The sequence below is a fragment of the Salipiger pentaromativorans genome (assembly GCF_024721115.1).
Taxonomy (GTDB): Bacteria; Pseudomonadota; Alphaproteobacteria; order Rhodobacterales; family Rhodobacteraceae; genus Salipiger; species Salipiger pentaromativorans.
Window position 1 is genome coordinate 48,432 of sequence record NZ_JAMDHK010000007.1, and the last position, 22,882, is coordinate 71,313.

The window sequence follows — 22,882 nt, forward strand, 5'->3', positions numbered from 1 at the left end:
CGGCAATTGCATCTTTCCCCGCGCTTGGATACGGCTGTTCCGAACCCTTCTTCGGAGATGAAGTCATGACCGCCCAAGGCGTGAAGTCAAGCTATTGGACCGGCGTCCGCGACGGCGCCCCCTTTCTGCTTGTCATCGTACCTTTTGCCATGCTTTTCGGGGTGCTGGCTACCGAGGCCGGGCTCAATCCCGCAGAGGCGCTGGCCTTTTCCGTCGTCGTGATCGCCGGCGCGGCGCAGTTCACCGCGCTGCAACTCCTCCAGGACCACGCGCCGATCCTCGTGGTGCTGGCCTCGTCGCTGGCGGTCAATCTGCGGATGGCCATGTACTCGGCGTCGCTGACCCCGCATCTGGGCCATCTGCCGCTCTGGCAGCGCGGCGTTGCCGCCTATTTCCTTGTCGATCAGACCTATGCCCTGGCGGTCATCAAATACGAGAAGGAACCGCAGCTCTCGCGCGCCGAGAAATTCGCCTATTTCGTCGGGACGCTGACGCCGATCTGCCCCTTCTGGTACGTCTTCACCGTGGTCGGGGCGCTGGTCGGCGCGACCATTCCGCCGGAATGGGGGCTGGATTTCGCCATGCCCATCGCCTTTATCGCCATGATCGGCCCGGCGCTGCGCACCGGCGCGCATATGACGGCGGCACTGGTCGCCTCGGTCGCGGCGCTGACCTTTGCCTTCCTGCCCTACAATCTGGGCCTGCTGATCTCGGCCGGGCTGGGCATGGCCGCAGGCGCCGAGGTCGAGCGCCGGGTGGGTGCCGCATGATCGACCGGGGTGATTTGTGGATCGTGATCGTTGCGCTCGGGCTGGGCAGCTTTGCCCTGCGCTTCGTCTTCCTGGGGCTGGTCGGCGACCGTCCGATGCCCGCATGGCTCATGCGGCATCTGCGCTATACCGCCGTGGCGGTGCTGCCGGCGCTGGTGATCCCGCTCGTGGTGTGGCCCAGTGCCACCGATGGCGAGACCGACCCGGTGCGGCTCGCCGCCGCAACGGTCACGCTGGCGGCGAGCTATTTCCTGCGCAATGTCATCGTGGCGATGCTGCTTGGCGGGCTCGTGCTCGCCGGCGGCGGTTACTGGCTGGGCTGATTGGCGGTCTCGAACGCCGCGATGGCAACCGCCTTGTCATCGTTGTCCTCTTCCCGCAGCACCCGTTCGCTCACACCGGGCATCCCGGCGAGCTGATCGGCGAGTTTGACCGGGAACCAGGTCTGGTGGATCGATTCGAAGCCCGGCAGGCTCGACAGCACCCCAGAGGTCGCCACCGTGCATTGCGCCGAGGACACCGCGCCATAGCCCTGAACCGTCCGCAGCGCCTGCTCGGCCACTTCCGGCGACACCTCGATGCGCTGGATGCGCACCCGATAGGTCTTGCGGGCGTGCGCGCGCTCGTAGAACTGCTCGATCCGGGGGGTGATGCCGTAAAGCACATCGTCGGATTCGACGAGGTATTTCGCCCGCACGGACCCCGCCGGGTCGAAGACCACGCGCTGCGACGGCGCGTTGATCATCATGCTGGAATGCGCCCCCGCATCGTTGCGGTTGTTGATCATCGTATAGAGCGTGATCGCCGGCGGGCCATCGTGCCGGTAGGTCACCGCGGCGATCTCTTCCGGGGTGGCGTTGGGGGTCTTGGCGCTGGGTGTGGTGCAGCCGGCAAGCGCAAGCGCCGCCAGGCCGGTCAGTACCGCGGCTCGAAACAACATCTGTCAAAGCTCCCGATCGGGGATTTCTGCGATATCAGGCGTTCCACATCGCCATCAGCAGCACAATCACGATGATTGCGACAACCATGCGGATCGTGAACTTGATGAACCCGTGAAAGGTCTTTTCCTGCTCGGTAATATCCATGCTGCCGTGCTTGTACTCAGCCATGTCCAAAGTCCGTCCCTGTGGAATACGTGTTGTCGGCATTTTGGTTAGCCGATTTCCGCAGCGCTGTCACCAGCCCAAAAGACGCAGGCTTCGGGTATCTTTTCCCGCGCGCCCTCAGACCGCCTGCCAGAGCCAGGCGCCATCCGCCCGCAGAACACGGGTCGCACGGCCCTCGTGCCAGAGATGCAGGCAATGGGCCATCGCCTCGACCAGCGCGAGCCCGTATTGCCCGCCCTCGATGCGGCGCCGGAAGAGCGGCACAAAACAATCGCCCGCCGCCTTCGGCTCGGCCAGATGCGCGTGCAGACGGTCGAGTGCCGAATGGTGATTCTCGATGAGCTGCGCCATCCGGAAGGGCAGCCCGGTGAAAGGCAGCTTGTGCCCGCCCAGCACCAGATGATCCGGGCGCGCCAGCCCGGCCAGCCGCTCGCAGGCCTCCAGCCAGTCGCCCACCGGGTCGGCCTCGGGCTCGGTGGCATAGACGCCGATATTCGAGCTGATGGTGGACAGGATCTGATCCCCCGAAAGCACCAGATTGTCGTCGCGCGACCAGAGCGTGGCATGTTCCGGCGCGTGGCCATTGCCGATATGCACGTCCCAGACACGTCCGCCGATGCGGATCGTGTCGTCCTGCCGGATGCGGGTGAAGCCCAGCGGCATCGGCCAGACGCAATCGGCAAAGTTGAAGGGGCGCTCCTTGGCCCGCTCCTCGAAAATCTCGGGCGCCATACCGCAATGCCGCCAATAGGTGAGCTGCGCCTCGGTCGGGCGCTCCTGCGCGTCAAGCAGAAGCATCCGCGAGAACAGCCAGGCGGTGCGGGTGGTGACCAGTTCGGCACCGCGCTCCTGGAACCAGCCGGCCAGCCCCATGTGATCGGGATGATGATGGGTCACCAGCACCCGGCGAACCGGTTTGCCCTTCAGCGGCCCTGCCAGCAGCGCCTCCCAGATGGCGCGGGTCTTGCCTGTGGAAAACCCGGTGTCGACCACCGTCCAGCCGTCGCCGTCGTCCAGCGCGTAGACATTGACGTGATCCAGCGCCATCGGCAGCGGCAGGCGCAGCCAGAGCACGCCCTCGGCCAGCTCGATGGCCCCGCCCTCGGCGGGCGGGGTGTCGAACGGATAGCGGATGCCGACAGTCATCAGGCCGCGAGATCGTCGGGGCTGAGGGCCATCAGGGCCGCCTCGCCGGCGCGCACATGCGCCAGAAGGCCGGCATGCTCCGGCAGGATCCGGGTGATGTAGAACTGCGCGAACCGGCCATGCGGGCCGTCCTTGTCGGCCAGCGCCGCACGCAGGTGGTAATGCCCGCCCAGCACCCGGGCAAAGGCCCGCAGATAGGGCACCGCGGTGCCGAAGCGCTCCGCCATCGGCTGGGCCACCAGCCATTCGGTGGTTTCGCGCAGCGTTTCCGCCGCCTGCCACACCGCCTCGGCCAGCTCGGGCAGCGCCGCCTTGGCCGCCTCGGCATCGGCCTCGATCTCGTCGAGCAGCCGCCCGGCGGCCTCGCCCCCGTCCATCAGCTTGCGGCCCACCATATCCATCGCCTGGATGCCGTTGGTGCCCTCATAAATCGCCGTCACCCGCACATCGCGGTAATATTGCGCGGCGCCGGTCTCTTCGACAAAGCCCATGCCGCCATGCACCTGCACGCCGGTGGACGAGACCTCGCAGCCGACATCGGTGCCAAAAGCCTTGGCGATGGGGGTGAGGAAGGCCGCGCGGGCCTCCCACTCGGCCTCGCCGGTGGCGCGCGCCATGTCGATGGCGATGGCGCAATCGAGCGCGATGGCGCGGGCGGTGAAGATGTCCGCCTTCATCGTTGCCAGCATGCGGCGCACATCCGCGTGGCCGATGATCGTGTCATAGGGGCTTTTGCCCTGCTTGCGCTCGTTGGCATAGGCCAGCGCGTGCTGATAGGCGCCCTCGGCCACGCCCACGCCTTCACCGCCGACCCCCAGCCGGGCGTTGTTCATCATGGTGAACATGGCTTTCATGCCGCCGCCCGGTTCGCCGACGATCCAGCCGGTGGCGCCCTCGAAGGACATCACGCAGGTCGGCGAGCCATGCAGGCCCATCTTGTGTTCGAGGCTCACCACCTTGAGGCTGTTGGCCACGCCGGGGTTGCCATCCGCGTCGGGGATGTACTTGGGCACCATGAACAGGCTGATCCCCTTGGTGCCCGCCGGCGCGTCGGGCAGCCGCGCCAGCACCAGGTGGCAGACGTTTTCGACAAAATCGGCGTCGCCCCAGGAGATGAAGATCTTTTGCCCGGTGACCGCATAGGTGCCGTCGCCGTTCTCGACCGCCTTGGAGCTGAGCGCGCCCACATCCGAGCCCGCCTGCGACTCGGTCAGGTTCATCGTGCCCGACCATTCGCCCGAGATGAGCTTGGGCAGGTAAAGCGCCTTCATCTCCTCGTCGGCGTGATGCTCCAGCGCCTCGATCTGGCCCTGGGTCAGCAGCGGGTTGAGCTGTAGCGCCATGCAGGCGCCCGCCATCATCTCGTTGACCGCCGTCGCCACCGTCAGCGGCAGCCCCATGCCGCCGTATTCGGGATCGGCGGTGATCGCCACCCAGCCGCCCTCGGCGATCGCCCGATAGGCCTCGGCAAAGCCGGGCGAGGCCCGCACCACGCCGTTTTCCAGCACGGCGGGGGTCAGGTCGCCGTTGCGCTGCACCGGCGCCATGACCTCGTCGCACATCTTGCCCGCCTCGGTCAGTACCGCCGTCACGGTGTCGGAGGTGGCTTCGGCAAAGCGCTCGGTCGCCTGCACGGCAGAGAAGCCGACGACCTTGTCCAGAAGAAAGCCGAATTCGGAAACGGGGGCACGATAGGGCATGGGCAAAGTCCGATCACTGTTGGCAACAGGGGGGCGCTCGGCTAGTCAGAGCGTCAATCTCGGGTCGCGAGACTAATGATCCCCGCGCCCGTGTCCAACAGAAACGCGGCGTCACGAGAGCCCATGACACAGATTGCAACCCAGCGTCTCGAAGCCGACGCGCCGGGCATCGCCCGGGCGGCGGAGATTCTGCGGCAGGGCGGGCTTGTCGCCTTCCCGACCGAAACGGTCTACGGGCTTGGCGGCGATGCCGGAAACGACCGCGCGGTGGCGCGGATCTACGAGGCCAAGGGACGGCCCTCCTTCAACCCGCTGATCGTGCACCTGGCCGATCTCGACGCGGTGAAGGCCCTGGTGATCTGGTCCGATCTGGCCGAAACCGCCGCCGCGGCCTTCTGGCCCGGGCCGCTGACCATGGTGCTGCCGCTGCGCGAGGGCGCGCCGGTCTCGAAACTGGTGACGGCGGGGCTCGACTCGCTGGCTGTGCGGCTGCCCGCCAACCCGGTCGCCCGCAACCTGCTGCGGGCCTTCGGCGGGCCGGTGGCCGCGCCCTCTGCCAACCGCTCGGGACGGATCAGCCCGACGCGCGCCGCCCATGTGCTCGACACGCTCGACGGGCGGATCGAGGCGGTGCTGGATGGCGGGCGCTGCGAGGTCGGGCTGGAATCGACCATTCTCGGGCTCGCGGGAAAACCGACGCTGCTGCGCCCCGGACGGGTCACCGCCGAGGCGCTGTCGGACGTTCTGGGCCGCCCGGTGATGGCGCGCAAGGACCGCGAGGCGATCTCGGCGCCCGGGCAGCTTGCCTCGCATTACGCGCCGAAGGCGCGGGTCCGGCTGAACGCGGCGGACTGGCGCGAGGGCGAGGCCCGGCTGGGCTTTGGCCCGGGAGAGGGCGACTGCGATCTCAACCTGTCTCCAGCGGGCGATCTGGTCGAGGCGGCGGCGAATCTCTTCGAATATCTCCACCGGCTCGACAGCGCGGGCGCCGAGGTGATCGCCGTCATGCCTGTTCCGCATGTGGGGCTGGGCGTGGCGATCAACGACCGGCTGAGCCGCGCGGCGGCGCCGCGCGACTGACCGCCCGCATGCATGGCGGCGGGCTCAGGCCGCGCCGGCGCGGCGGGTCACGGCATAGACCACCGAAGCCACCGCCCAGATCGCCAGCACAGCCGCCGCCACCCCGGCGATGAACAGGCCGAAAGCGGCGGACAGAGGCGCCATCCCCGACAGCACCGGCAGCGCCAGCGCGGGCAGCAGGCTGCCCGTGGCCGCCGCATAGCCCATCGTCACGCCCAGCCAGCCAAGCACCGCTGCAAAGCTCAGCAGCATCAGCGCCCGCACCCGCGCATGGCGGAACCGTACCCCGCGGCGGAACGCCGAGACCCGGCGCGCAATGTCATGCTGCACCGCGATCAGCGCCGGCACCACCAGCAGCACCAGCAGCATCCCGAAGCCCAGCCCGTAGACCAGCGTGATCACCGTCGGCTTGAGGAACTGCGCATCCGCCGACCGCTCGTAGAGCAGCGGCGCAAGACCCAGCACCGTGGTCGCGGTGGTCAGGAACACCGCGCGCAGACGGTCCGCCGCGCCGTCGATGATCGCCTGAAAGATCCCCCGGTCGGGAGCGTATTCGTCGATCTGGGTCACCAGCACGATGGAATCGTTGATGATGATCCCGGTCATCCCCAACAGTCCCACCACCGTGAACATCGACAGCGGCACCTCCCACAAGGCATGGCCGTAGATCGCGCCCACCAGCCCGAAGGGGATGATCGACATCACCACCAGCGGCCGCGTCCAGCTTGCAAAGACCCAGGACAGCACCAGATAGATGCCCAGCAGCACCAGGATCAGCCCGGTCTGGGCATCCGCCATGAAGTCGCGCTCCTGTTCGGACAGGCCCGAAAGCCGCCACTCCACCTGGCGTTCGGCGGCGATGGTCGGCAGGATCTCGTCCTGAAGCGCCTGCATCACCTCGGTCGCGCGTTCGGGGTCGTCCTCGGAAATGTCGCCGGTGACCGAGATCAGCCGCAGCCCGTTCTCGCGCCGCACCGTAGAAAACCCGTCCTGCCGCGTCACGCTGACGATGTCGGCCAGCGGCACATAGGCGCCCTCCGGCGTGCGCATCCGCATCCGTTCGAGGAAATCCGCCGTCAGCTCGCTTTCCGGCAACTCCACCCGGATCGCGGCGCTGCGCGGCCCGTCGGGATAGGTCGCCGCCTCGATCCCGCCCAGCCGGTGGCGCAGCACCGTGCCCAGCGCGTCGATGGTGAATCCCAGCGCCTTGCCCTGCGGCGTCAGCTCGAGCACCAGCTCTTCCTTGTCGTAGGACAGGTTGTCCTCGACCGCCGAGACCTCGGGGAAGCGCAGCATCGCGGTCTTGAGATCCTCCGCCGCGCCCTTGAGCGTGCCGGCGGTGGCACCGTAGAACTGCACGTCGAGCGCATCGCCCCCCGGCCCCGAGCGCCAGCCACGGAAACTGATGGTTTCCACCATCGGATGGCGCGTGACCCGTTCCTGAAGCTCGCCCACGAAGGCAAAGCTGGAATAGGGGCGCAGATCGGCGTCGATCAGCTCGATGGAGATGCCGCCGAGCTGGTCGGCATCCTTGCTGTCGGTGCCCGCCAGACCCCGGCCGGCATTGCCGCCGATCTCGGCGATGACGTAATCGAGCGGGTTGCGCCCGTAACGCTCTTCGTATTCCGCGCCGAGCTGCTCGGTCATCTCCTGCAGCATGCGCATCTGCTCGATGGTGTCCTGGCGCGTGGCGCCGGGCGCCATGGCGAAATTGCCGGTGACCGAGGGCTGCTCGGGCGCGTTGAAGAACCGCCATTGCACATCGCCCCGGATCAGCAGCGACGCCTGGCTTGCCAGCGCCAGAACCGCCGCCGCCAGAACCGCGTAGCGCGCCCGGATCACCAGCCCCATGAAGGGGCGGAACAGGTTTTCGCGGATCCAGCGGAACCCGCGGTTCACCAGCCGCGAGGGCAGATCGTACCAATGTTCCTTGGCCGAGGCCTTGATCGCGTGGGACATGTGGTTCGGCAGGATCAGGAAACACTCCACCAGCGACGCCAGCAGCACCGCGATGACGGTGAAGGGGATGTCGCCGATCATGTCCCCGAACCGCCCCCCGATCACCGTCAGGCCGAAGAACGCGATGACCGTGGTCAGCGTCGAGGAGAACACCGGAAGCGCCATGCGTTTGGCGGCGGTCTCGGCCGCCTCCACCGGGCCCAGCCCGTGGCGCGACATGTGGTCGGCGTGCTCGCCCACCACGATGGCGTCGTCCACCACGATGCCCAGGGTGATGATGAGCGCAAACAGCGAGATCATGTTGATCGTCAGCCCCGATGCGTACATCAGCGCCAGCGCCGCCAGCATCGAGGTCGGGATGCCCGCCGCGACCCACATGGCAGTGCGGGCGTTGAGGAACAGGAACAGCAGCACAAGCACCAGAACCAGCCCGGTCGCGCCGTTGTCGATCAGGATGTTCAGACGCCCGGTGATCGCCTCGGCCCGGGTGCGGATCAGATCCACGGTCGTGCCCTCGGGCAGCGCCGCCTGGAATTCGCGGGCCACCTGTTCAACCTGCTGCTGGATCTCGATGGCGTCACCCTTGGCCGAGCGGTCCACCCGGATCGAGATCGCCGGATCCTCGCCCACAAAATAGGTGCGCGCGCGGTCGATGCCCTCGACCCGCACCGCCGCCACATCGCCCACGGTGAGCTTGGTGCCGTCCCGCTCCGAGCGCAGCACGATGGCCGCGATGTCCTCGGCGCTGCGTTTCTCGACCCCGGTGCGGACGCGCGCATTGGCGCCGGCCACATCGCCCGCCGGATTCGCATCGACCTCGCCGGCGATGGCCTGCGAGATTTCCTGCATGGTGACATCGTAGGCAATCAGGTTCTGCGACGGCACCTCGATGATGACCTGCGGCGCCGCAAGCCCGCGGATCGTCGTGCGCGTCACCCCTTCGGCAAAGAGCCGGACCACAAATTCATCGGCAAACCGGCCAAGCTGGCCCACCGCGACCGGACCGGTGATCACCACATCGGTCACCCGGTCGCGCCAGCCGCCGCTGGTGATCGACGGGTCGTCCGCCTCTTCCGGCAGCGTGGTGATGGCATCCACCGCGGCCTGCACATCGTCCACGGCCTTCATCATGTCGTAGCCGGGCTCGAATTCCAGGTCGATGCTGGCCCGCCCCTCGCGCGAGAGGCTTTCGGAATTCACCACCCCCTCGACCGCCAGCAGCGTCGGTTCCAGAACCTGCACGATGCCGGAATCCACATCCTCGGCCCCGGCGCCGTCCCAGGTGACCGAGACGGTCACGTCGTCATCGACCACATCGGGGAAAAACTGCGCGCGCATGTTCGGCACCGCCAGCAGGCCCGAGGCCAGAAGCAGCACCAGCAGCAGATTTGCGACGGTCGGGTGGCGGGTGAAGTAGCTCAGAATGCCGCTGGCCTGGCCGGGGATCTGCCGCATGGTTTAACCTCCCATCCGGTCTTCGATACGCTGCACGACCTGCGCCGGCACCTTCTCCTGCGAAAGCTGCGCGAGGATCCGCTGCTTGGCCTCGGCGGGCATCCCCGCGTTGCCTTCGACAAAGGCGACAAGGCGGGCGCGGCGGTCTTCGCTCAGCTCCAGCATCTCGGGGGCGGCCGGTGCCGCCTCGGCCCCGCCGGCACGCAGCGGGCGGACCTTGATGCCCGCGCCCAGAAGCGGCGTGCGTTCCATCACCACCTCGCGGCCTTCCAGCCCCTCCGAGCGCACCAGAACATCGTCGCCCTGACGGCGCAGCAGTTCGACCGCAACCGCCTCAAGCCGCTCCTCGGCATCCACCACCAGCACCTCGTTCGCCGCATCGAGCGCAGTGGCCGGCAGGCGCGCCACACGTTCCAGCGGTGCCTCGGTGATCTCGACGGTGACGAAATCGCCGGGCTTGAAGCCCGCCGCCCGGTCGAGCGTCGCGAAAAGCTGGCGGCCGGTCTGACCTGCGCCCACCGCCGCGCCTTCGCGCGACAGATGGCCCCGGGCCTGAAGATTGGTGCCGTAGATGTCCAGCACCGCCGTCACCGGCGCCGTCCTCAGCCGGCCCGTTTCGTCGAGCAGGCGGGCGTATTGCTGGGTCGAGACGCGAAAGGAGACCTCGAGCGCGTCGGGATCGACCAGCACCGCAAGCTGTTCGTTGGCCGAGACACGGCGCCCGGCCACCACGCTCACATCGCTGAGCTGGGCGTCGAATTCGGCGCGGATCTCGGTTTCGTCCAGCCGCCGCTGCGCCTCGTCGCGGGCGATGCGCGCGCGGGCGATGCTGGTCTCGGCCTGATCGACCCGCGCCTCGGCCTGAGCCAGCGCCTGGTGCTGCGACACCACCGCCTGGCGCGCCGAGGAGGCGGCCAGTTCGGCCTCTTCCACGGCCGCCGCCGTGCCGACATTGCGCTCGGCCAGATTCTGCTGCCGTTCAAACGCCCGCTGCCGCAGCGCCGCCTGTTCCTCGGCGGCCCCCAGCGCATCCTCTTCAAGCCCGACGCTCCGGCGCGCCTCGCGCAGTTCCGCCTCGGCATCGGTCAGCGCACTTTTGGTGCGCTCCAGCTCGGCCTGCATGTCGGCGGGGTCGATCCGGGCGAGAAGCTGACCGGCCGCCACGCGCCCGCCCTCGACGAATTCCGGCGCGAAGTCGATCAGCGTGCCGCCCACAGCGCTGCGCAGCTCGAGCATCCGGCTGCTCTGGATCTCGCCGAAGGCGGTCAGCACCGGGGTCACCGTTTCGAAAGCGACCGGGGTCACGTTGACGGCAAAGACCCGTTCGCGCGCCGCGGGCATCCTTGGCGTGTCGTTAAGCCGCGCCTGCACCGCATCGCGCACCAACGCCCCGGCATAGACCAAAAGCCCCAGAGTCAGTGAGAGCAGAAAGAGCCCCACAAGGCTCTGTCGGAGAAACCGCATTCCTAATCTTCCCGTACAAGGTCAGAGACCGGGCCAGAAAACCCTGTATATGTTCAGCATATGTGGTCGCGGCGTCAGGAACGCCACAAGGATGATACGCAGCCCCGCGCTATTTCCGTCGCTGATGTTCGTCGAGACGCGGAAAAATTTCGACGAAATTGCAGGGACGGTGCCGATAATCGAGCTGCCAGCGCAGGATTTCGTCCCAGGCATCCTTGCAGGCGCCGGTGCTGCCGGGCAGCGCAAACAGATAGGTGCCGCCCGCAACGCCGCCGGTGGCGCGGCTCTGAACCGCGCTCGTTCCGATTTTCTGCATTGAAATCAATGTGAAAACGGTGCCGAACGCCTCGATTTCCTTTTCATAGACATCGCGGTGGGCCTCGACGGTGACGTCACGGCCGGTCAGACCGGTGCCGCCGGTCGAGAGGATGACGTCGATCTCCTTATCCGCCACCCAGTCACGCAATTGTGACGCGATCTTCTCGCGGTCGTCGGTGGTGATGGCCCGCGCGGCGAGCAGATGGCCCGCATCGGTCAGCCGCTGCACCAGCGTATCGCCCGAGCGGTCCTCGGCCAGCGTGCGCGTGTCGCTGACGGTGAGCACGGCGATACGGACGGGGATGAATTCCTTGCTTTCGTCGATACGGGACATGAAGGGGCCTCACGGACAGGGGTCGGTCACGGGCAGGCGCGGCTGCTCGAAGATCCGTGCAAAGCGCTGCCAGGAGCGATCCTCGGCGATATGGCTGGCAAAGGCCAGCGCCTCACTGTCGCGGGGGCCGCAACTTAGCGCGAGCCGTGCGCGGGTGGCCGCCAGCGCGGCCATCATCGCGGTCCGGCGCGCGCTGTCGGACATCGGCGGCACGGTGTTTTCAGCAAAGAAATCGACCCCGCGCAAGAGTTGCGCCGCCACCCGGTCGCGCTGTTCCGGCGTATAGAGCGCGGGGCAGGCGGTCACCGCCGCCGCCGCGATCAGCAGCCGTTGCAACGCGCAGCCCGCCGCGCCCCAGCCGCTTTGATCGGTCGCGCGCACCTGTCCGGCCCTGCGTTCGACGATCACCGGGCCGGGCAGCTCCAGATGTTCGACGCCCGGCGCGGGAGAGTGCAGCGCCGCCGCGTGGTCGCGGAACAACCGGTCGTAGTCGATGGAAAACCCGTCCTGCGCCACGGCGGGCGCCGCCATCGCAAGACACAGCGCAAGGGCACAGGGCGGGGCGATCCCCCGCCGCCGCCTCACCCCAGCACCTTCAGCTTTGCGGCAAGTTCGAGCATATCGGCCCAGGCCTCGCGCTTCATCTGCGGCTGGCGCAGCAGATAGGCGGGGTGGAACATCGGCAGCGCCGGGCGGCCCTCGGCTTCGGCCCATTTACCGCGCAGCCGCGTGATGCCCCGCCGCCCAAGCAACGCATCGCACGAGATATTGCCCATGATCACCAGAAGATCAGGATCCACCAGCGCGATGTGCCGCGCGAGGAAGGGCTTCATCATGGCGATCTCGTCGGGCTTGGGATCGCGGTTCTGCGGCGGCCGCCAGGGCAGCACATTGGTGATATAGACCGTCTCCTGCCGCGACAGGCCGACGGCGCCCAGCATCCGGTCGAGCAACTGTCCGGCACGTCCGACAAAGGGCTTGCCCTGCAAATCCTCGTCGCGGCCCGGCGCCTCGCCCACGATCATCACCCGTGCCCGGGGCGTCCCGTCGGAAAAGACCAGTTGCCGCGCGCCGCGCTTCAGCTCGCAATGGTCATAGGCGGCCATCGCCGCGCGCAGCTCGTCGAGCGTTGCCGCGCCCGCCGCAGCCTTGCGCGCGATCGCCACCGGATCTGGCCCGCTGTCCACCGGCGGCGGCGGCGCCATCGTCCGGCGCGCAGGCATGGCGGCGGGGGCCGCGCGCGCGGCCTGCGCCTCCGCCTCCACGGCAAAGCGGTCTACCGGCGCTTCGCCAATCGCCTCGTCGGCGCCCAGCTCAAGCTGCCAGTCCAGCGCCGCCCGCGCCCAATGCCAGTCGATCCCCGAATCCATGATCGCAGAGCTTACGCCCGGCCGAGCACGGCCTCCACCGCAAACTGCGGACAATTCAAAGCGGCGGGACCTGGCCGGACAGCGCTTCCATGTGCCGACCGCCTGAGGCGCCCCGGAGACGGGCTGCCGATACGCCCCGTAACCCGGCCCCGCGCCCTGCGCGCTCACGAACACTTGTCCCGAGACCGGCCGCTTCCTATAACCGCCCCCAATCCTTTTGCGGAGCCGTTCATCATGCGTTTCGACCAGCGTCACCTCCTGGGAATCGAACCCCTGCGCCCCGACGAGATCACCACGCTGCTCGACCTGGCCGACCAGTACGTGACCCTCTCGCGCCGCCGGGAAAAGCATTCGAACGTGCTGTCCGGCCTCACCCAGATCAACATGTTCTTCGAGAACTCGACCCGCACGCAATCGAGCTTCGAGATCGCCGGCAAGCGGCTGGGCGCGGATGTGATGAATATGGCGATGCAGGCCAGCTCGATCAAAAAGGGGGAAACCCTGATCGACACGGCGCTGACGCTGAACGCCATGCACCCGGATCTTCTGGTGGTGCGCCACCCGCATTCCGGCGCCGTCGACCTGCTGGCGCAGAAGGTGAACTGCGCGGTGATCAATGCCGGCGACGGGCGGCACGAGCACCCGACCCAGGCGCTGCTCGACGCGCTGACCATCCGCCGCGCCAAGGGAAGGCTGCACCGGCTCAACATCGCGATCTGCGGCGACATCGCGCATAGCCGCGTCGCCCGGTCGAACATCCTGCTGCTGCACAAGATGGAGAACCGAATCCGTCTGGTGGGCCCGGCAACGCTGATCCCCACCGGCATGTCGGACTTCGGCGTCGAGATCTACGAGGACATGCGCGAAGGGCTGAAGGACGCCGATGTCGTCATGATGCTGCGGCTCCAGAAAGAGCGCATGGACGGCGGCTTCATCCCCTCCGAGCGCGAATATTACCACCGCTTCGGGCTCGATGCGGAAAAGCTGTCGCATGCCAAACCGGACGCCATCGTCATGCATCCCGGCCCGATGAACCGCGGTGTCGAGATCGACGGCACGCTGGCCGACGACATCAACCGCTCGGTGATTCAGGAGCAGGTCGAGATGGGCGTGGCGGTGCGCATGGCGGCGATGGATCTGCTCGCGCGGAACCTGCGCGCGCGTCCGACGGAACTCTCTGCATGACCAAAATGCTGATCAACGGCTCGGAGACCGGGACCGTCCGGCTGTTTCACCTCGACCTGCCCCCGGAAGCGGTGGAGCGTTTCACCACCCAGGCGGGCACCGGCGAATACCCGTTGCAATACGCACTCGGCGCGCGCCGCCTGCGGCCGGCCTTCGTCGATGTGGTGGCGATCCGCGATCTGGGCGAGATGAGCCTGTCGGCCTATCTGGCCGAAGCGCATCAGCTCCATGGAGCGGAGTTCCGCCAGATGAAACCGCGCATCGACGCGCTCAAGGGTCATGTGGTGATCCTGCCCAGCCAGGCCTTCGATCACCTGAGCCAGGAGCTGACCATCGCCACGCCGCTGCGCTGGGTCGGCAGTTTCGCCGAGGCCGCCGCCCGCCCGCGGGGCCCTGCGCCGCGCAGCGCGGCGGCCCGCGGCACGCCCGGCGGCGCCCCCGCCGCGCAAGGCCATGCGGGTCTGCGCCGCATCCTCACCCTGACGCTGCTCGGGCTCGGGGTGCTGGTTCTGCTGGTGCTGGCCTCGCTGTTCCGGGTTTCGGGATGACGGCAGGCCAGGCCGCCCCCGCCGCCGGCCTCTCCGGCCTGCTCGACCCGGGCGAGCGCCTTCTCTGGCAAGGCCGCCCCGATACGACCCTCAGCTTCGCACCGCTGCGCCCGGCGCAGATCGTCCTGGGGCTCGCGCTCGCGGCATTCGCGCTGTTCTGGACCGGCAAGGCGCTCCCCACAGGCGGCGCGGACTCGCTGCCGGACCGGATCCTGCCGCTCTTCGGGCTGGTCTTCCTGCTTCTGGGCCTCTACGCGGCGGGCGGCTACGCGCTCTGGGACAGGCTCCGGCGGCGGCACAGCCGCTACCTGCTGACCGACCGCCGCGCGCTGATCGTCACCGATCTGCCGCTCGCCGGGCGGCGGCTGAAAAGCTGCCCCATCGGGCCGGACACCGTGCTCGAACGGACCGAGACCCCGCCCGGCACGATCTGGTTCTCGCATGAGCACCGCCGCCGCGCCCAGGGCAGCACCCGCGCCCCCATCGGCTTCGAGCGCATCCCCGACGCCCGCGAGGTGTTCGGGCGGATGCGCGCCATCCAGCGAGGCGAGATATGACCACCCGCGCCACCTTCACCCCCGACCGCGCCACCTATATCCAAAGCCATATCACCCTCGCGTTGATCGCCATGCCCGGGGCGATGATCGCGCTCTGGCTGACCGGCACCCCGCATATCTGGACCGGCGCCGTCGGCGGGCTTGCCGCCGTGGCGATCCGCGGCTGGTATCTGCTCTCCGAAGAGCTGGGGCATATCTGGGACCTGACGGATGACGGGCTCAAGGGCCCGGCGATGCGATATGTGGCGCTCGCCGATCTGGCCCGGGTGCGCAAGATCGGCTCTGCCGTGCAGCTCGTCACCCGGGGCGGCGACAAGCATCTCATCAAGTTCCAGGCCGACCCGCAGGCGGTCATCGCCCGGATCGAGGCGGCCCGCCCGTCAGGCGAATGACCCTTCCCCTTTCATCTTTCTTCAAATACTCCCCCACCTCAGGCACCGCCCGCGCCGCCGCCCGAGATCTTCGACCAGGGACCGCCACGCCATGACCGCCACGCTCATCACCAACGCCCGCCTGATCGACCCCGAAGCGGGCACCGTCTCCGAAGGCGCGCTGCTGCTGCGCGACGGTCTCATCGCCCAGCGGTTCGACACGCCGGTGCCGGAACTTGCCGAAGCCGCGCAGATCGACGCCGGCGGCGCCTTCCTCGCCCCCGGCATCGTGGATATCGGCGTCAAGGTGGGCGAGCCCGGCGAGCGGCACAAGGAAAGCTACAAGACCGCCGGTCTCGCGGCGGCGGCGGGCGGCGTCACCACCATGGTCACCCGCCCCGACACATTGCCCACCATCGACACGCCCGAAGTGCTGACCTTCATCCGCGACCGGGCCGAGGACGATTCGGCGGTGAACGTGCTGCCCATGGCGGCGCTCACCAAGGGCCGCGAGGGCAAGGAGATGACCGAGATCGGCTTCCTGCTCGATGCGGGGGCCGTGGCCTTCACCGATTGCGACCGCGTGGTCACCGACACCAAGGTGCTGTCGCGCGCCATGACCTATGCCCGCTCGCTCGGGGCGCTCGTCATCGCCCATCCGCAGGAACCCGGCCTGTCGCATGGCGGCGCCGCGACCTCCGGCAAGTTCGCCTCGCTGCGCGGGCTGCCCTCGGTCTCGCCCATGGCGGAATGCATGGGGCTCGACCGCGATTTCGCGCTCGTCGAGATGACCGGCGTGCGCTACCACGCCGACCAGATCACCACCGCCCGCGCCCTGCCCTCGCTGGAGCGCGCCAAGGCCAACGGGTTCGACGTGACGGCGGGCACCTCGATGCACCACCTGACCCTGAACGAGATGGATCTGGCCGACTACCGCACCTTCTTCAAGGTCAAGCCGCCGCTGCGCTCCGAAGACGACCGGCAGGCCACGGTCGCGGCGCTGCGCAGCGGGCTCATCGACATCATCGGCAGCTTTCACACCCCGCAGGACGAGGAATCCAAGCGTCTGCCCTTCGAGGAGGCGGCCTCGGGCGCCGTGGGGCTTGAGACCATGCTGCCGGTGCTGCTGCGGCTCTACCATTCCGGCGAGCTGGATCTGCCCACGCTGTTCCGCGCGCTGTCGCTGAACCCCGCAAAGCGGCTGGGCCTGCCCTGCGGACGGCTTGCGAAAGGCGCGCCCGCCGATCTGGTGCTGTTCGACGCCGACAAGCCCTTTGTGCTCGACCGGTTCAAGCTGCAATCGAAATCCAAGAATACCCCCTTCGACGGCGCGCGGCTTCAGGGTAAGGTTCTGACAACCTTCGTCGCCGGAACCGCAGTCTACCGGAGCGCCTGATGCTTCCCGAAATCACCACCGCCCCTGTCGGGCTCCTGCTCTGGGCCGCCATCGGCTATTTGCTTGGCTCGATCCCCTTCGGCATGCTGCTGAGCCGCGCCATGGGGCTGGGCGATCTGCGCAAGATCGGCTCGGGCAACATCGGCGCCACAAACGTTCTGCGCACCGGCAACAAGACGGCGGCGGCGGGCACGCTGATCCTCGACGGCGGCAAGGGCGCCGTGGCGGTGCTGCTGGCGCGCTGGCTGGCCGGGGAAGACGCCGCCCAACTTGCCGGTCTGATGGCCTTTCTCGGCCATTGCTATCCGGTCTGGCTGCGCTTCAAGGGCGGCAAGGGCGTGGCAACCTTCCTGGGCCTCGTGCTGGCGCTGAGCTGGCCCGTGGGGCTGATGAGCTGCGCCACCTGGCTGGCGGCGGCGGCCTTGTCGCGCATCTCCAGCGTGGGCGCGCTGGTGGCGGCGCTCATGTCCACCGTCTGGATGCTGATGCTGCGGGAATACGATCTCACGGCGCTGACCCTGGCGCTGACCGTGCTGATCTTCTGGCGCCACCGCGCCAATATCGCACGTCTGCGCGACGGCACCGAGCCGAAGATCGGCAAGAAGGGCTGATCGTCGGGACTCGCCGTTTCCGGACCTCATAGAGCGCGCGGACTCGCGCGGGAGGCGCGGGCGGCCTAGACTGCCCGCATGCTCGATTTCGACACATGCAACGCAGCGAGACTGCGCCGGGATCCCGCCTATGACGGGGTGTTCTTTACCGCGGTGAAGACGACGCGCATCTATTGCCGCCCGGTCTGCCCGGTGAAACCGCCGCTGACCAGGAATGTCAGCTTCTACCCCAGCGCGGCGGCGGCCGAGCGCGCGGGCTACCGCCCCTGCCTGCGCTGCCGGCCCGAGACCGCACCTTTCTGCGCCGCCTGGAACGGCACCCGCACCACGGTCGAACGCGCCCTGCGGCTGATCGAGGACGGGGCGCTCGACGGTGCCGGGGTCGAGGCGCTGGCTGACCGGCTGGGGATCGGCGCGCGGCATCTGACACGGCTGTTCTCCGACCAGGTGGGCGCCTCGCCGCTTCAGGTGGCCCAGACGCTTCGCATCCAGCGCGCCAAGCGGCTGCTGGACGAGACGCGGCTGCCGATGACCGAGGTCGCCCGCCAGTCCGGCTTTGGCAGCCTGAGGCGCTTCAACGCCGCCTTTGCCGCGCTTTACGGGCGCCCGCCCTCGGCTCTGAGGAAACCCGCATGACACGGCTGTTCTATTGCCATACCGACAGCCCCGTGGGTCGCCTGCTGCTGGCGGGCGACACCGGGGCGCTGCATTTCCTGAGCTTCCCCTCGGGGCACAAGTCCTTTGGCCCCCATCCCGACTGGGTGTTCGCCGAAGCGCCCTTCGCCGAGGTCCGCCGTCAGCTCGACGGCTATTTTTCCGGCAGCCTGCGCCATTTCGATCTGCCGCTGAAGCTGTCGGGCACCGCGTTCCAGAACCGGGTCTGGACCCTGCTGGCCGAGATCCCCTTTGGCGAGACCCGCAGCTACGGAGAGCAGGCCCGTGCGCTCGGCGCGCCCAAGGCAAGCCGGGCGGTGGGCGCCGCCAACGGCAACAATCCGCTGCCGATCATCCTGCCCTGCCATCGGGTGGTCGGCGCCAACGGGGCGCTGACCGGCTTTGGCGGCGGGCTTCCGGTCAAGCAATACCTGCTGCGCCACGAGGCGGAGGTTATGGGCCTCGGGAACCCGCAGCTTTCGCTGTTCTGAGCGCCTCGGGGCGCCGCCGGGGGGATCCCCCGCGCGGCGGGATCACAACGCGCCGGAAAGATGCAGATCGAGATCGTCGAGCCGGTCCTGCCCCCAGAACATCGCACCGTCGTCCAGCACGTAGAAGGGCGAGCCGAAGACGCCCGCATTGACCGCCTCTTCCAGATTGGCGGCATAGGTCTCGGCCCCGGCCAGCATGCCGCTGAAGCTAAGCCCCGGATCGAACCCCGCCGCGGTCAGGCACGCCTGAACCACCGCGTCGTCGGCAATGTCCTTGTCCTCGGCCCAGACCGCGCGCAGCACCCCATGCACCAGCGCCGCAAGATCGCCACCACCCGCCTTCTGCGCCGCGATGATCGCGTAAGAGGCCGGCGCCGCATTGGCCGGCCAGAAGGCCGGGCGCATGTTCAGCGGCATCTCCGCCTTTTTCGCCTGCCGGGGCAGCTCCTGCGCGCGATAGGCCATGCGGGCCGGATGCCGCTCTTTCGGCGGCAGCCCGCCCGTCCGGGGGAACAGCGCCATGATGTCCAGGGGCTTGTAGGCGATGGAGGCTCCATGCCGCGCGGCGATCTCCTCGAGGCGCAGCCCCGCGAGATAGGCATAGGGGGAGAGAACCGAAAAATAGTAATCAATATGTGCCATTGCGTCCTTCCCTGCGGTGATCGTCTTTGCCCCACGCTAGCCGCGTGATAAGCGACCCGCAACGTCACGAATCTGTTAACTCCCGACCGGAGCCCTCTCATGCCCACCGTCATCGAACCCAAGCTCATTGCGGGCAATGCAAACCTCCCGCTTGCCAACGCCATTGCCCGGCGGATGTCGCTGTATCGCGGCATGTCGGTGGGGCTGGTCGATGCCCGGGTCGAGCGCTTCAACGATCAGGAGATCTTTGTCGAGGTCTACGAGAACGTCCGTGGCGAGGACATGTTCATTCTGCAATCGACCTCGAACCCCGCCAACGACAACCTGATGGAGCTGCTGATCATGGCCGACGCGCTGCGCCGCTCCTCGGCCGCGCGCATCACCGCCGTGATCCCCTATTTCGGCTACGCCCGTCAGGACCGCCGCACCAAGGCCCGCACCCCCATCACCGCCAAGCTGGTGGCCAATATGATCCACGAAGCCGGGATCGAGCGGGTGCTCACCATGGATCTGCATGCCGCGCAGATTCAGGGGTTCTTCGACATTCCCGTGGACAACCTCTATGCCTCGCCGGTCTTCGCGCTGGACATCCTGAAGCAATTCGCCGGCGCGCTCGAGGATGTCATGGTCGTGTCGCCGGACGTGGGCGGCGTGGCCCGCGCCCGCGAGCTTGCCAAGCGGATCAACGTGCCGCTGTCGATCGTGGACAAGCGCCGCGAAAAGCCCGGGGAAGTGGCCGAGATGACCGTTATCGGGAATGTCACCGGCAAGAAATGTATCATCGTCGACGACATCTGCGACACCGCCGGCACGCTCTGCAAGGCCGCCGAAGTGCTGATGGAACACGGCGCCACCGAGGTCCATGCCTATATCACCCATGGGGTCCTGTCGGGCCCGGCGGTGGAGCGGGTCAGCAATTCGGTGATGAAGTCGCTGGTCATCACCGACAGCATCGCCGCGACCGAAAAGGTGGCCGCCGCGCATAACATCCGGATCGTGCCCACCGCGCCGATGTTCGCACAGGCAATCCTGAACATCTGGAACGGGACCTCGGTCTCCTCGCTGTTCGAGACCGATACGCTGGGCCCTATCTATGAGGGGATCCTCTGACAAGCCGTTCCGGCACAAGATAAGAGAGGGCGGATCCTAGCATCCGCCCTTTGCTTTTGTGCCCTTCGGGTCAGTAGAGCTCCCAGTCGTCCTCGTTCTTGACCTCGCCGATGGCGATCCAAGACATGCGCACGCGGGCGACGCGGGTATCGGACCAGGTCCGGAACACCAGGTCGAACGAGGTTTCCGTCACCTTGTCGGCCTGGATGTCGGCGCGCACATTCGCGCCCTGATCCATATCCCAGAGTGACAGACCGGCGTGAACCGACGGGGGCGTGCTGAAGGCTTCGGAGAAGGTGACCGTCTTGCGGCGCTCGCGCGCGCCCGAGCCCGTCCACATGTCGCCGCCATTGGCGAAATCCGAGAACAGTTCCACGTTCCCCTGATCGACCCCCACCCGGGATGCCCGCAATTTCCGCATGTTACTTTCTCCGACGTCTTTCCGGCACCTATCATCGGGCATTCATTATGGAAAGGGAACGGCCCGCGAAACCATTGACCGCCCGGCGTTGCGCCAATGCGAAATGCCGCGTGCAATGCGGATGAGACGGGCTCTCCCAAGGGCCGCGCAGCCCTCCCCTGTCTGGCAATCCCAATAAAAAACCCCGCCGAAGCGGGGTCTTTCGAACCGGAGCCTGAGCCGTTCAGAAGTTGGGCTGCATCGGGTCGAGCCCGATATGCGTGCCCACCGCCACCATGTCCATCAGCAGCTTGGCCGCTTCGTCCACGATGCCCGGCTCGTTCTCGAAATAGGCTTCCTTGACCTGCTTGTAGGCAGCCTCGGCTTCCTTCACCAGCGCCTCGTAAGTCGCCTGATCCATATCCGCATGCGGCACGGCCTTTTCCGCCAGAACCGTCAGGCTGGCGCCGATCTCGGCGAAACCGCCGGTCACGACAAAGGATTCAGACCCCTTTTCGGTTTCGACCTTCAGGATGCCCGGGCGCAGCGTGGTGATCGTCGGCGCATGGTTCGGCATCGCCGTCATGTCGCCCTCGGTGCCGGGGATCGACACCGAAGTGACCTGCGCCGACATCAGGCTCCGCTCGGGGCTCACCAGATCGAATTGCATCGTATCAGCCATTTGGGCCTCTTCTTTCTATCACCCGCCCCGGAGGGTCCGGGGTCTCTGCGTGTCCGGCGAGGAGGCCCCGGACCGGGTCCGGGGCGCTTGATCCTCTATGGCTTACGCGGCTTCCGCGGCCAGCTTCTCGGCCTTGGCCTTCACTTCCTCGATGCCGCCGACCATGTAGAAGGCTGCCTCGGGGAAGTGGTCGTATTCGCCTGCGACCACGGCCTTGAACGAGGAGATGGTGTCCTCAAGCGGCACCTGCACACCGTCGGAGCCGGTGAACACTTTCGCCACGTCGAAGGGCTGCGAGAGGAAACGCTGGATCTTCCGGGCGCGGGCCACGGTCAGCTTGTCCTCTTCCGACAGTTCGTCCATCCCGAGGATGGCGATGATGTCCTGCAGCGACTTGTAGCGCTGGAGGATCCCCTGCACGTCACGGGCAACCTGATAATGCTCTTCGCCGACGATCTGCGGGTCGAGGATCCGGCTGTTGGAGTCCAGCGGGTCCACGGCCGGGTAGATGCCGAGTTCCGAGATCGCACGGTTGAGAACCGTGGTTGCGTCGAGGTGGGCGAAGGTCGTGGCGGGTGCCGGGTCGGTGAGGTCGTCCGCGGGCACGTACACGGCCTGGATCGAGGTGATCGAGCCGTTCTTGGTCGAGGTGATGCGTTCCTGCATCGCGCCCATGTCGGTGGCCAGCGTCGGCTGGTAGCCCACAGCCGAAGGGATACGACCGAGAAGCGCCGACACCTCGGAGCCTGCCTGCGTGAAGCGGAAGATGTTGTCCACGAAGAACAGAACGTCGGTGCCGGACTGGTCGCGGAACTGCTCGGCGAGCGTCAGGCCGGTCAGCGCGACGCGGGCACGGGCCCCCGGAGGCTCGTTCATCTGACCGTAAACAAGCGCCACCTGGCTTTCCGACAGGTTGTCGGGCTTGATCACGTTGGATTCGATCATCTCGTGATACAAGTCGTTGCCCTCACGGGTCCGCTCGCCAACACCGGCGAACACGGAGAAGCCCGAGTGCACCTTTGCGATGTTGTTGATCAGTTCCATGATGAGAACGGTCTTGCCCACGCCGGCGCCGCCGAAGAGGCCGATCTTGCCGCCCTTCGAATAGGGCGCCAGCAGGTCGATGACCTTGATGCCGGTCACGAGGATTTCCGACTCGGTCGACTGCTCGGCGAATTCGGGCGCGGGCTGGTGGATGGCGCGGGTCTCGGTCGCTTCGACCGGGCCCTGCTCGTCCACGGGCTCGCCCACGACGTTCAGGATGCGGCCCAGGGTGGCGTTGCCGACCGGCACCGAGATCGGGCCGTCGGTGTCGGTCACTTCCTGGCCACGCACCAGACCTTCGGTCGAGTCCATCGCGATGGTACGGACGGTGCTTTCACCAAGGTGCTGAGCAACTTCAAGAACCAGTTTCTTGCCGTCGTTTTCCGTGGTCAGTGCGTTCAGAATCTCGGGGAGGTGGTCGTCGAACTGCACGTCGACCACGGCGCCGATGACCTGGGTCACTTTGCCTTTTGCGTTTGCCATTTATCG

The 22,882-nt window shown here is 67.4% G+C and carries 25 protein-coding genes; 12 read left to right on the forward strand and 13 right to left on the reverse strand.

The window, feature by feature from the left end; all coding sequences use genetic code 11:
- The first annotated feature begins 65 nt into the window (after positions 1-65).
- Complete coding sequence (locus tag M4578_RS12690) at positions 66-770, forward strand: AzlC family ABC transporter permease (RefSeq protein WP_258093644.1); 705 nt, start codon at positions 66-68, stop codon at positions 768-770.
- Complete coding sequence (locus M4578_RS12695; RefSeq protein ID WP_258093645.1) at positions 767-1,093, forward strand: AzlD domain-containing protein; 327 nt, start codon at positions 767-769, stop codon at positions 1,091-1,093. Before M4578_RS12690 ends, M4578_RS12695 begins: the two co-directional genes overlap by 4 nt.
- Here the strand turns inward: M4578_RS12695 and M4578_RS12700 are convergent.
- From M4578_RS12700 to M4578_RS12715, 4 genes are all read right to left on the reverse strand, one after another.
- Complete coding sequence (locus tag M4578_RS12700) at positions 1,078-1,710, reverse strand: hypothetical protein (RefSeq protein ID WP_258093646.1); 633 nt, start codon at positions 1,708-1,710, stop codon at positions 1,078-1,080. The genes M4578_RS12695 and M4578_RS12700 overlap by 16 nt on opposite strands.
- Positions 1,711-1,744: 34 nt before the next feature.
- Positions 1,745-1,879: an aa3-type cytochrome c oxidase subunit IV gene (locus tag M4578_RS12705; RefSeq protein WP_258093647.1), complete on the reverse strand. Its 135-nt coding sequence runs from the start codon at positions 1,877-1,879 to the stop codon at positions 1,745-1,747.
- A 114-nt stretch (positions 1,880-1,993) separates the two neighbouring features.
- Complete coding sequence (locus M4578_RS12710) at positions 1,994-3,022, reverse strand: MBL fold metallo-hydrolase (protein ID WP_258093648.1); 1,029 nt, start codon at positions 3,020-3,022, stop codon at positions 1,994-1,996.
- On the reverse strand, positions 3,022-4,722 hold the full coding sequence (locus M4578_RS12715) for an acyl-CoA dehydrogenase (protein WP_258093649.1): 1,701 nt from the start codon (positions 4,720-4,722) through the stop codon (positions 3,022-3,024). The genes M4578_RS12710 and M4578_RS12715 overlap by 1 nt, the downstream gene beginning before the upstream one ends.
- Before the next feature lie 123 nt (positions 4,723-4,845).
- On the opposite strand from M4578_RS12715, the gene M4578_RS12720 reads away from it, so the two are divergent.
- Positions 4,846-5,802, forward strand: a complete 957-nt coding sequence (locus M4578_RS12720) for an L-threonylcarbamoyladenylate synthase (RefSeq protein WP_258093650.1) — start codon at positions 4,846-4,848, stop codon at positions 5,800-5,802.
- 24 nt (positions 5,803-5,826) lie between these two features.
- Here the strand turns inward: M4578_RS12720 and M4578_RS12725 are convergent, their stop codons facing one another.
- From M4578_RS12725 to M4578_RS12745, 5 genes are all read right to left on the reverse strand, one after another.
- Positions 5,827-9,216 (reverse strand): efflux RND transporter permease subunit, encoded by a 3,390-nt coding sequence (locus M4578_RS12725; protein ID WP_258093651.1) that lies wholly within the window; start codon positions 9,214-9,216, stop codon positions 5,827-5,829.
- Between the two features lie 3 nt (positions 9,217-9,219).
- Positions 9,220-10,680 carry an efflux RND transporter periplasmic adaptor subunit gene (locus tag M4578_RS12730; RefSeq protein WP_258093652.1) on the reverse strand — a complete coding sequence of 487 codons (1,461 nt, stop codon included), beginning with the start codon at positions 10,678-10,680 and terminating at the stop codon, positions 9,220-9,222.
- Positions 10,681-10,789: 109 nt separating this feature from the next.
- A complete protein-coding gene (moaB, locus tag M4578_RS12735; RefSeq protein WP_258093653.1) occupies positions 10,790-11,332 on the reverse strand; it encodes a molybdenum cofactor biosynthesis protein B in 543 nt (180 codons plus the stop codon).
- A 9-nt stretch (positions 11,333-11,341) separates the two neighbouring features.
- The gene (locus M4578_RS12740; protein WP_258093654.1) at positions 11,342-11,917 is read right to left on the reverse strand and encodes a hypothetical protein; all 576 of its coding nucleotides are present in this window, start codon (positions 11,915-11,917) and stop codon (positions 11,342-11,344) included.
- The gene (locus tag M4578_RS12745) at positions 11,914-12,702 is read right to left on the reverse strand and encodes a uracil-DNA glycosylase (protein ID WP_258093655.1); all 789 of its coding nucleotides are present in this window, start codon (positions 12,700-12,702) and stop codon (positions 11,914-11,916) included. The genes M4578_RS12740 and M4578_RS12745 overlap by 4 nt, the downstream gene beginning before the upstream one ends.
- 234 nt (positions 12,703-12,936) lie before the next feature.
- Between M4578_RS12745 and M4578_RS12750 the strand changes: the two genes are divergently transcribed.
- The 8 genes from M4578_RS12750 (at position 12,937) to M4578_RS12785 (ending at position 18,515) form a co-directional block, all read left to right on the forward strand.
- A complete protein-coding gene (locus M4578_RS12750) occupies positions 12,937-13,887 on the forward strand; it encodes an aspartate carbamoyltransferase catalytic subunit (RefSeq protein ID WP_258093656.1) in 951 nt (316 codons plus the stop codon).
- Positions 13,884-14,435 carry an aspartate carbamoyltransferase catalytic subunit gene (locus M4578_RS12755; protein WP_258093657.1) on the forward strand — a complete coding sequence of 184 codons (552 nt, stop codon included), beginning with the start codon at positions 13,884-13,886 and terminating at the stop codon, positions 14,433-14,435. Before M4578_RS12750 ends, M4578_RS12755 begins: the two co-directional genes overlap by 4 nt.
- Entirely contained in the window at positions 14,432-14,992 is a 561-nt protein-coding gene (locus tag M4578_RS12760; RefSeq protein WP_258093658.1) for an aspartate carbamoyltransferase catalytic subunit, read from the forward strand. The genes M4578_RS12755 and M4578_RS12760 overlap by 4 nt, the downstream gene beginning before the upstream one ends.
- Positions 14,989-15,384, forward strand: coding sequence for a hypothetical protein (locus M4578_RS12765; protein ID WP_258093659.1), 396 nt, complete (start codon positions 14,989-14,991; stop codon positions 15,382-15,384). Before M4578_RS12760 ends, M4578_RS12765 begins: the two co-directional genes overlap by 4 nt.
- A 91-nt stretch (positions 15,385-15,475) precedes the next feature.
- Entirely contained in the window at positions 15,476-16,759 is a 1,284-nt protein-coding gene (gene pyrC / locus M4578_RS12770; protein ID WP_258093660.1) for a dihydroorotase, read from the forward strand.
- Complete coding sequence (gene plsY / locus M4578_RS12775; RefSeq protein WP_258093661.1) at positions 16,759-17,370, forward strand: glycerol-3-phosphate 1-O-acyltransferase PlsY; 612 nt, start codon at positions 16,759-16,761, stop codon at positions 17,368-17,370. Before pyrC ends, plsY begins: the two co-directional genes overlap by 1 nt.
- A 78-nt stretch (positions 17,371-17,448) precedes the next feature.
- Positions 17,449-18,006, forward strand: coding sequence for a bifunctional transcriptional activator/DNA repair enzyme AdaA (locus M4578_RS12780; protein ID WP_258093662.1), 558 nt, complete (start codon positions 17,449-17,451; stop codon positions 18,004-18,006).
- Positions 18,003-18,515, forward strand: a complete 513-nt coding sequence (locus tag M4578_RS12785; protein WP_258093663.1) for a methylated-DNA--[protein]-cysteine S-methyltransferase — start codon at positions 18,003-18,005, stop codon at positions 18,513-18,515. The genes M4578_RS12780 and M4578_RS12785 overlap by 4 nt, the downstream gene beginning before the upstream one ends.
- Before the next feature lie 42 nt (positions 18,516-18,557).
- Here the strand turns inward: M4578_RS12785 and M4578_RS12790 are convergent, their stop codons facing one another.
- The gene (locus M4578_RS12790; protein WP_258093664.1) at positions 18,558-19,157 is read right to left on the reverse strand and encodes a 2-hydroxychromene-2-carboxylate isomerase; all 600 of its coding nucleotides are present in this window, start codon (positions 19,155-19,157) and stop codon (positions 18,558-18,560) included.
- A gap of 99 nt (positions 19,158-19,256) precedes the next feature.
- On the opposite strand from M4578_RS12790, the gene M4578_RS12795 reads away from it, so the two are divergent.
- Entirely contained in the window at positions 19,257-20,267 is a 1,011-nt protein-coding gene (locus tag M4578_RS12795) for a ribose-phosphate pyrophosphokinase (RefSeq protein WP_258093665.1), read from the forward strand.
- A 70-nt stretch (positions 20,268-20,337) separates the two neighbouring features.
- Here M4578_RS12795 and M4578_RS12800 read toward each other — a convergent pair whose 3' ends face one another.
- The 3 genes from M4578_RS12800 to atpD form a co-directional block, all read right to left on the reverse strand.
- The gene (locus tag M4578_RS12800) at positions 20,338-20,688 is read right to left on the reverse strand and encodes an H-type lectin domain-containing protein (protein WP_258093666.1); all 351 of its coding nucleotides are present in this window, start codon (positions 20,686-20,688) and stop codon (positions 20,338-20,340) included.
- Positions 20,689-20,911: 223 nt separating this feature from the next.
- A complete protein-coding gene (locus M4578_RS12805) occupies positions 20,912-21,349 on the reverse strand; it encodes a F0F1 ATP synthase subunit epsilon (RefSeq protein WP_258093667.1) in 438 nt (145 codons plus the stop codon).
- A gap of 102 nt (positions 21,350-21,451) precedes the next feature.
- Complete coding sequence (gene atpD / locus M4578_RS12810) at positions 21,452-22,876, reverse strand: F0F1 ATP synthase subunit beta (protein WP_258093668.1); 1,425 nt, start codon at positions 22,874-22,876, stop codon at positions 21,452-21,454.
- Positions 22,877-22,882 lie beyond the last annotated feature (6 nt).

Bases quoted from the DNA above. Each gene is read 5' to 3' on its own strand.
- M4578_RS12690 (WP_258093644.1), top strand. From the start codon at position 66: ATGACCGCCCAAGGCGTGAAGTCAAGCTATTGGACCGGCGTCCGCGAC.
- M4578_RS12695 (WP_258093645.1), top strand. From the start codon at position 767: ATGATCGACCGGGGTGATTTGTGGATCGTGATCGTTGCGCTCGGGCTG.
- M4578_RS12700 (WP_258093646.1), bottom strand. From the start codon at position 1,710: ATGTTGTTTCGAGCCGCGGTACTGACCGGCCTGGCGGCGCTTGCGCTT.
- M4578_RS12705 (WP_258093647.1), bottom strand. From the start codon at position 1,879: ATGGCTGAGTACAAGCACGGCAGCATGGATATTACCGAGCAGGAAAAG.
- M4578_RS12710 (WP_258093648.1), bottom strand. From the start codon at position 3,022: ATGACTGTCGGCATCCGCTATCCGTTCGACACCCCGCCCGCCGAGGGC.
- M4578_RS12715 (WP_258093649.1), bottom strand. From the start codon at position 4,722: ATGCCCTATCGTGCCCCCGTTTCCGAATTCGGCTTTCTTCTGGACAAG.
- M4578_RS12720 (WP_258093650.1), top strand. From the start codon at position 4,846: ATGACACAGATTGCAACCCAGCGTCTCGAAGCCGACGCGCCGGGCATC.
- M4578_RS12725 (WP_258093651.1), bottom strand. From the start codon at position 9,216: ATGCGGCAGATCCCCGGCCAGGCCAGCGGCATTCTGAGCTACTTCACC.
- M4578_RS12730 (WP_258093652.1), bottom strand. From the start codon at position 10,680: ATGCGGTTTCTCCGACAGAGCCTTGTGGGGCTCTTTCTGCTCTCACTG.
- moaB (WP_258093653.1), bottom strand. From the start codon at position 11,332: ATGTCCCGTATCGACGAAAGCAAGGAATTCATCCCCGTCCGTATCGCC.
- M4578_RS12745 (WP_258093655.1), bottom strand. From the start codon at position 12,702: ATGGATTCGGGGATCGACTGGCATTGGGCGCGGGCGGCGCTGGACTGG.
- M4578_RS12750 (WP_258093656.1), top strand. From the start codon at position 12,937: ATGCGTTTCGACCAGCGTCACCTCCTGGGAATCGAACCCCTGCGCCCC.
- M4578_RS12755 (WP_258093657.1), top strand. From the start codon at position 13,884: ATGACCAAAATGCTGATCAACGGCTCGGAGACCGGGACCGTCCGGCTG.
- M4578_RS12760 (WP_258093658.1), top strand. From the start codon at position 14,432: ATGACGGCAGGCCAGGCCGCCCCCGCCGCCGGCCTCTCCGGCCTGCTC.
- M4578_RS12765 (WP_258093659.1), top strand. From the start codon at position 14,989: ATGACCACCCGCGCCACCTTCACCCCCGACCGCGCCACCTATATCCAA.
- pyrC (WP_258093660.1), top strand. From the start codon at position 15,476: ATGACCGCCACGCTCATCACCAACGCCCGCCTGATCGACCCCGAAGCG.
- plsY (WP_258093661.1), top strand. From the start codon at position 16,759: ATGCTTCCCGAAATCACCACCGCCCCTGTCGGGCTCCTGCTCTGGGCC.
- M4578_RS12780 (WP_258093662.1), top strand. From the start codon at position 17,449: ATGCTCGATTTCGACACATGCAACGCAGCGAGACTGCGCCGGGATCCC.
- M4578_RS12785 (WP_258093663.1), top strand. From the start codon at position 18,003: ATGACACGGCTGTTCTATTGCCATACCGACAGCCCCGTGGGTCGCCTG.
- M4578_RS12790 (WP_258093664.1), bottom strand. From the start codon at position 19,157: ATGGCACATATTGATTACTATTTTTCGGTTCTCTCCCCCTATGCCTAT.
- M4578_RS12795 (WP_258093665.1), top strand. From the start codon at position 19,257: ATGCCCACCGTCATCGAACCCAAGCTCATTGCGGGCAATGCAAACCTC.
- M4578_RS12800 (WP_258093666.1), bottom strand. From the start codon at position 20,688: ATGCGGAAATTGCGGGCATCCCGGGTGGGGGTCGATCAGGGGAACGTG.
- M4578_RS12805 (WP_258093667.1), bottom strand. From the start codon at position 21,349: ATGGCTGATACGATGCAATTCGATCTGGTGAGCCCCGAGCGGAGCCTG.
- atpD (WP_258093668.1), bottom strand. From the start codon at position 22,876: ATGGCAAACGCAAAAGGCAAAGTGACCCAGGTCATCGGCGCCGTGGTC.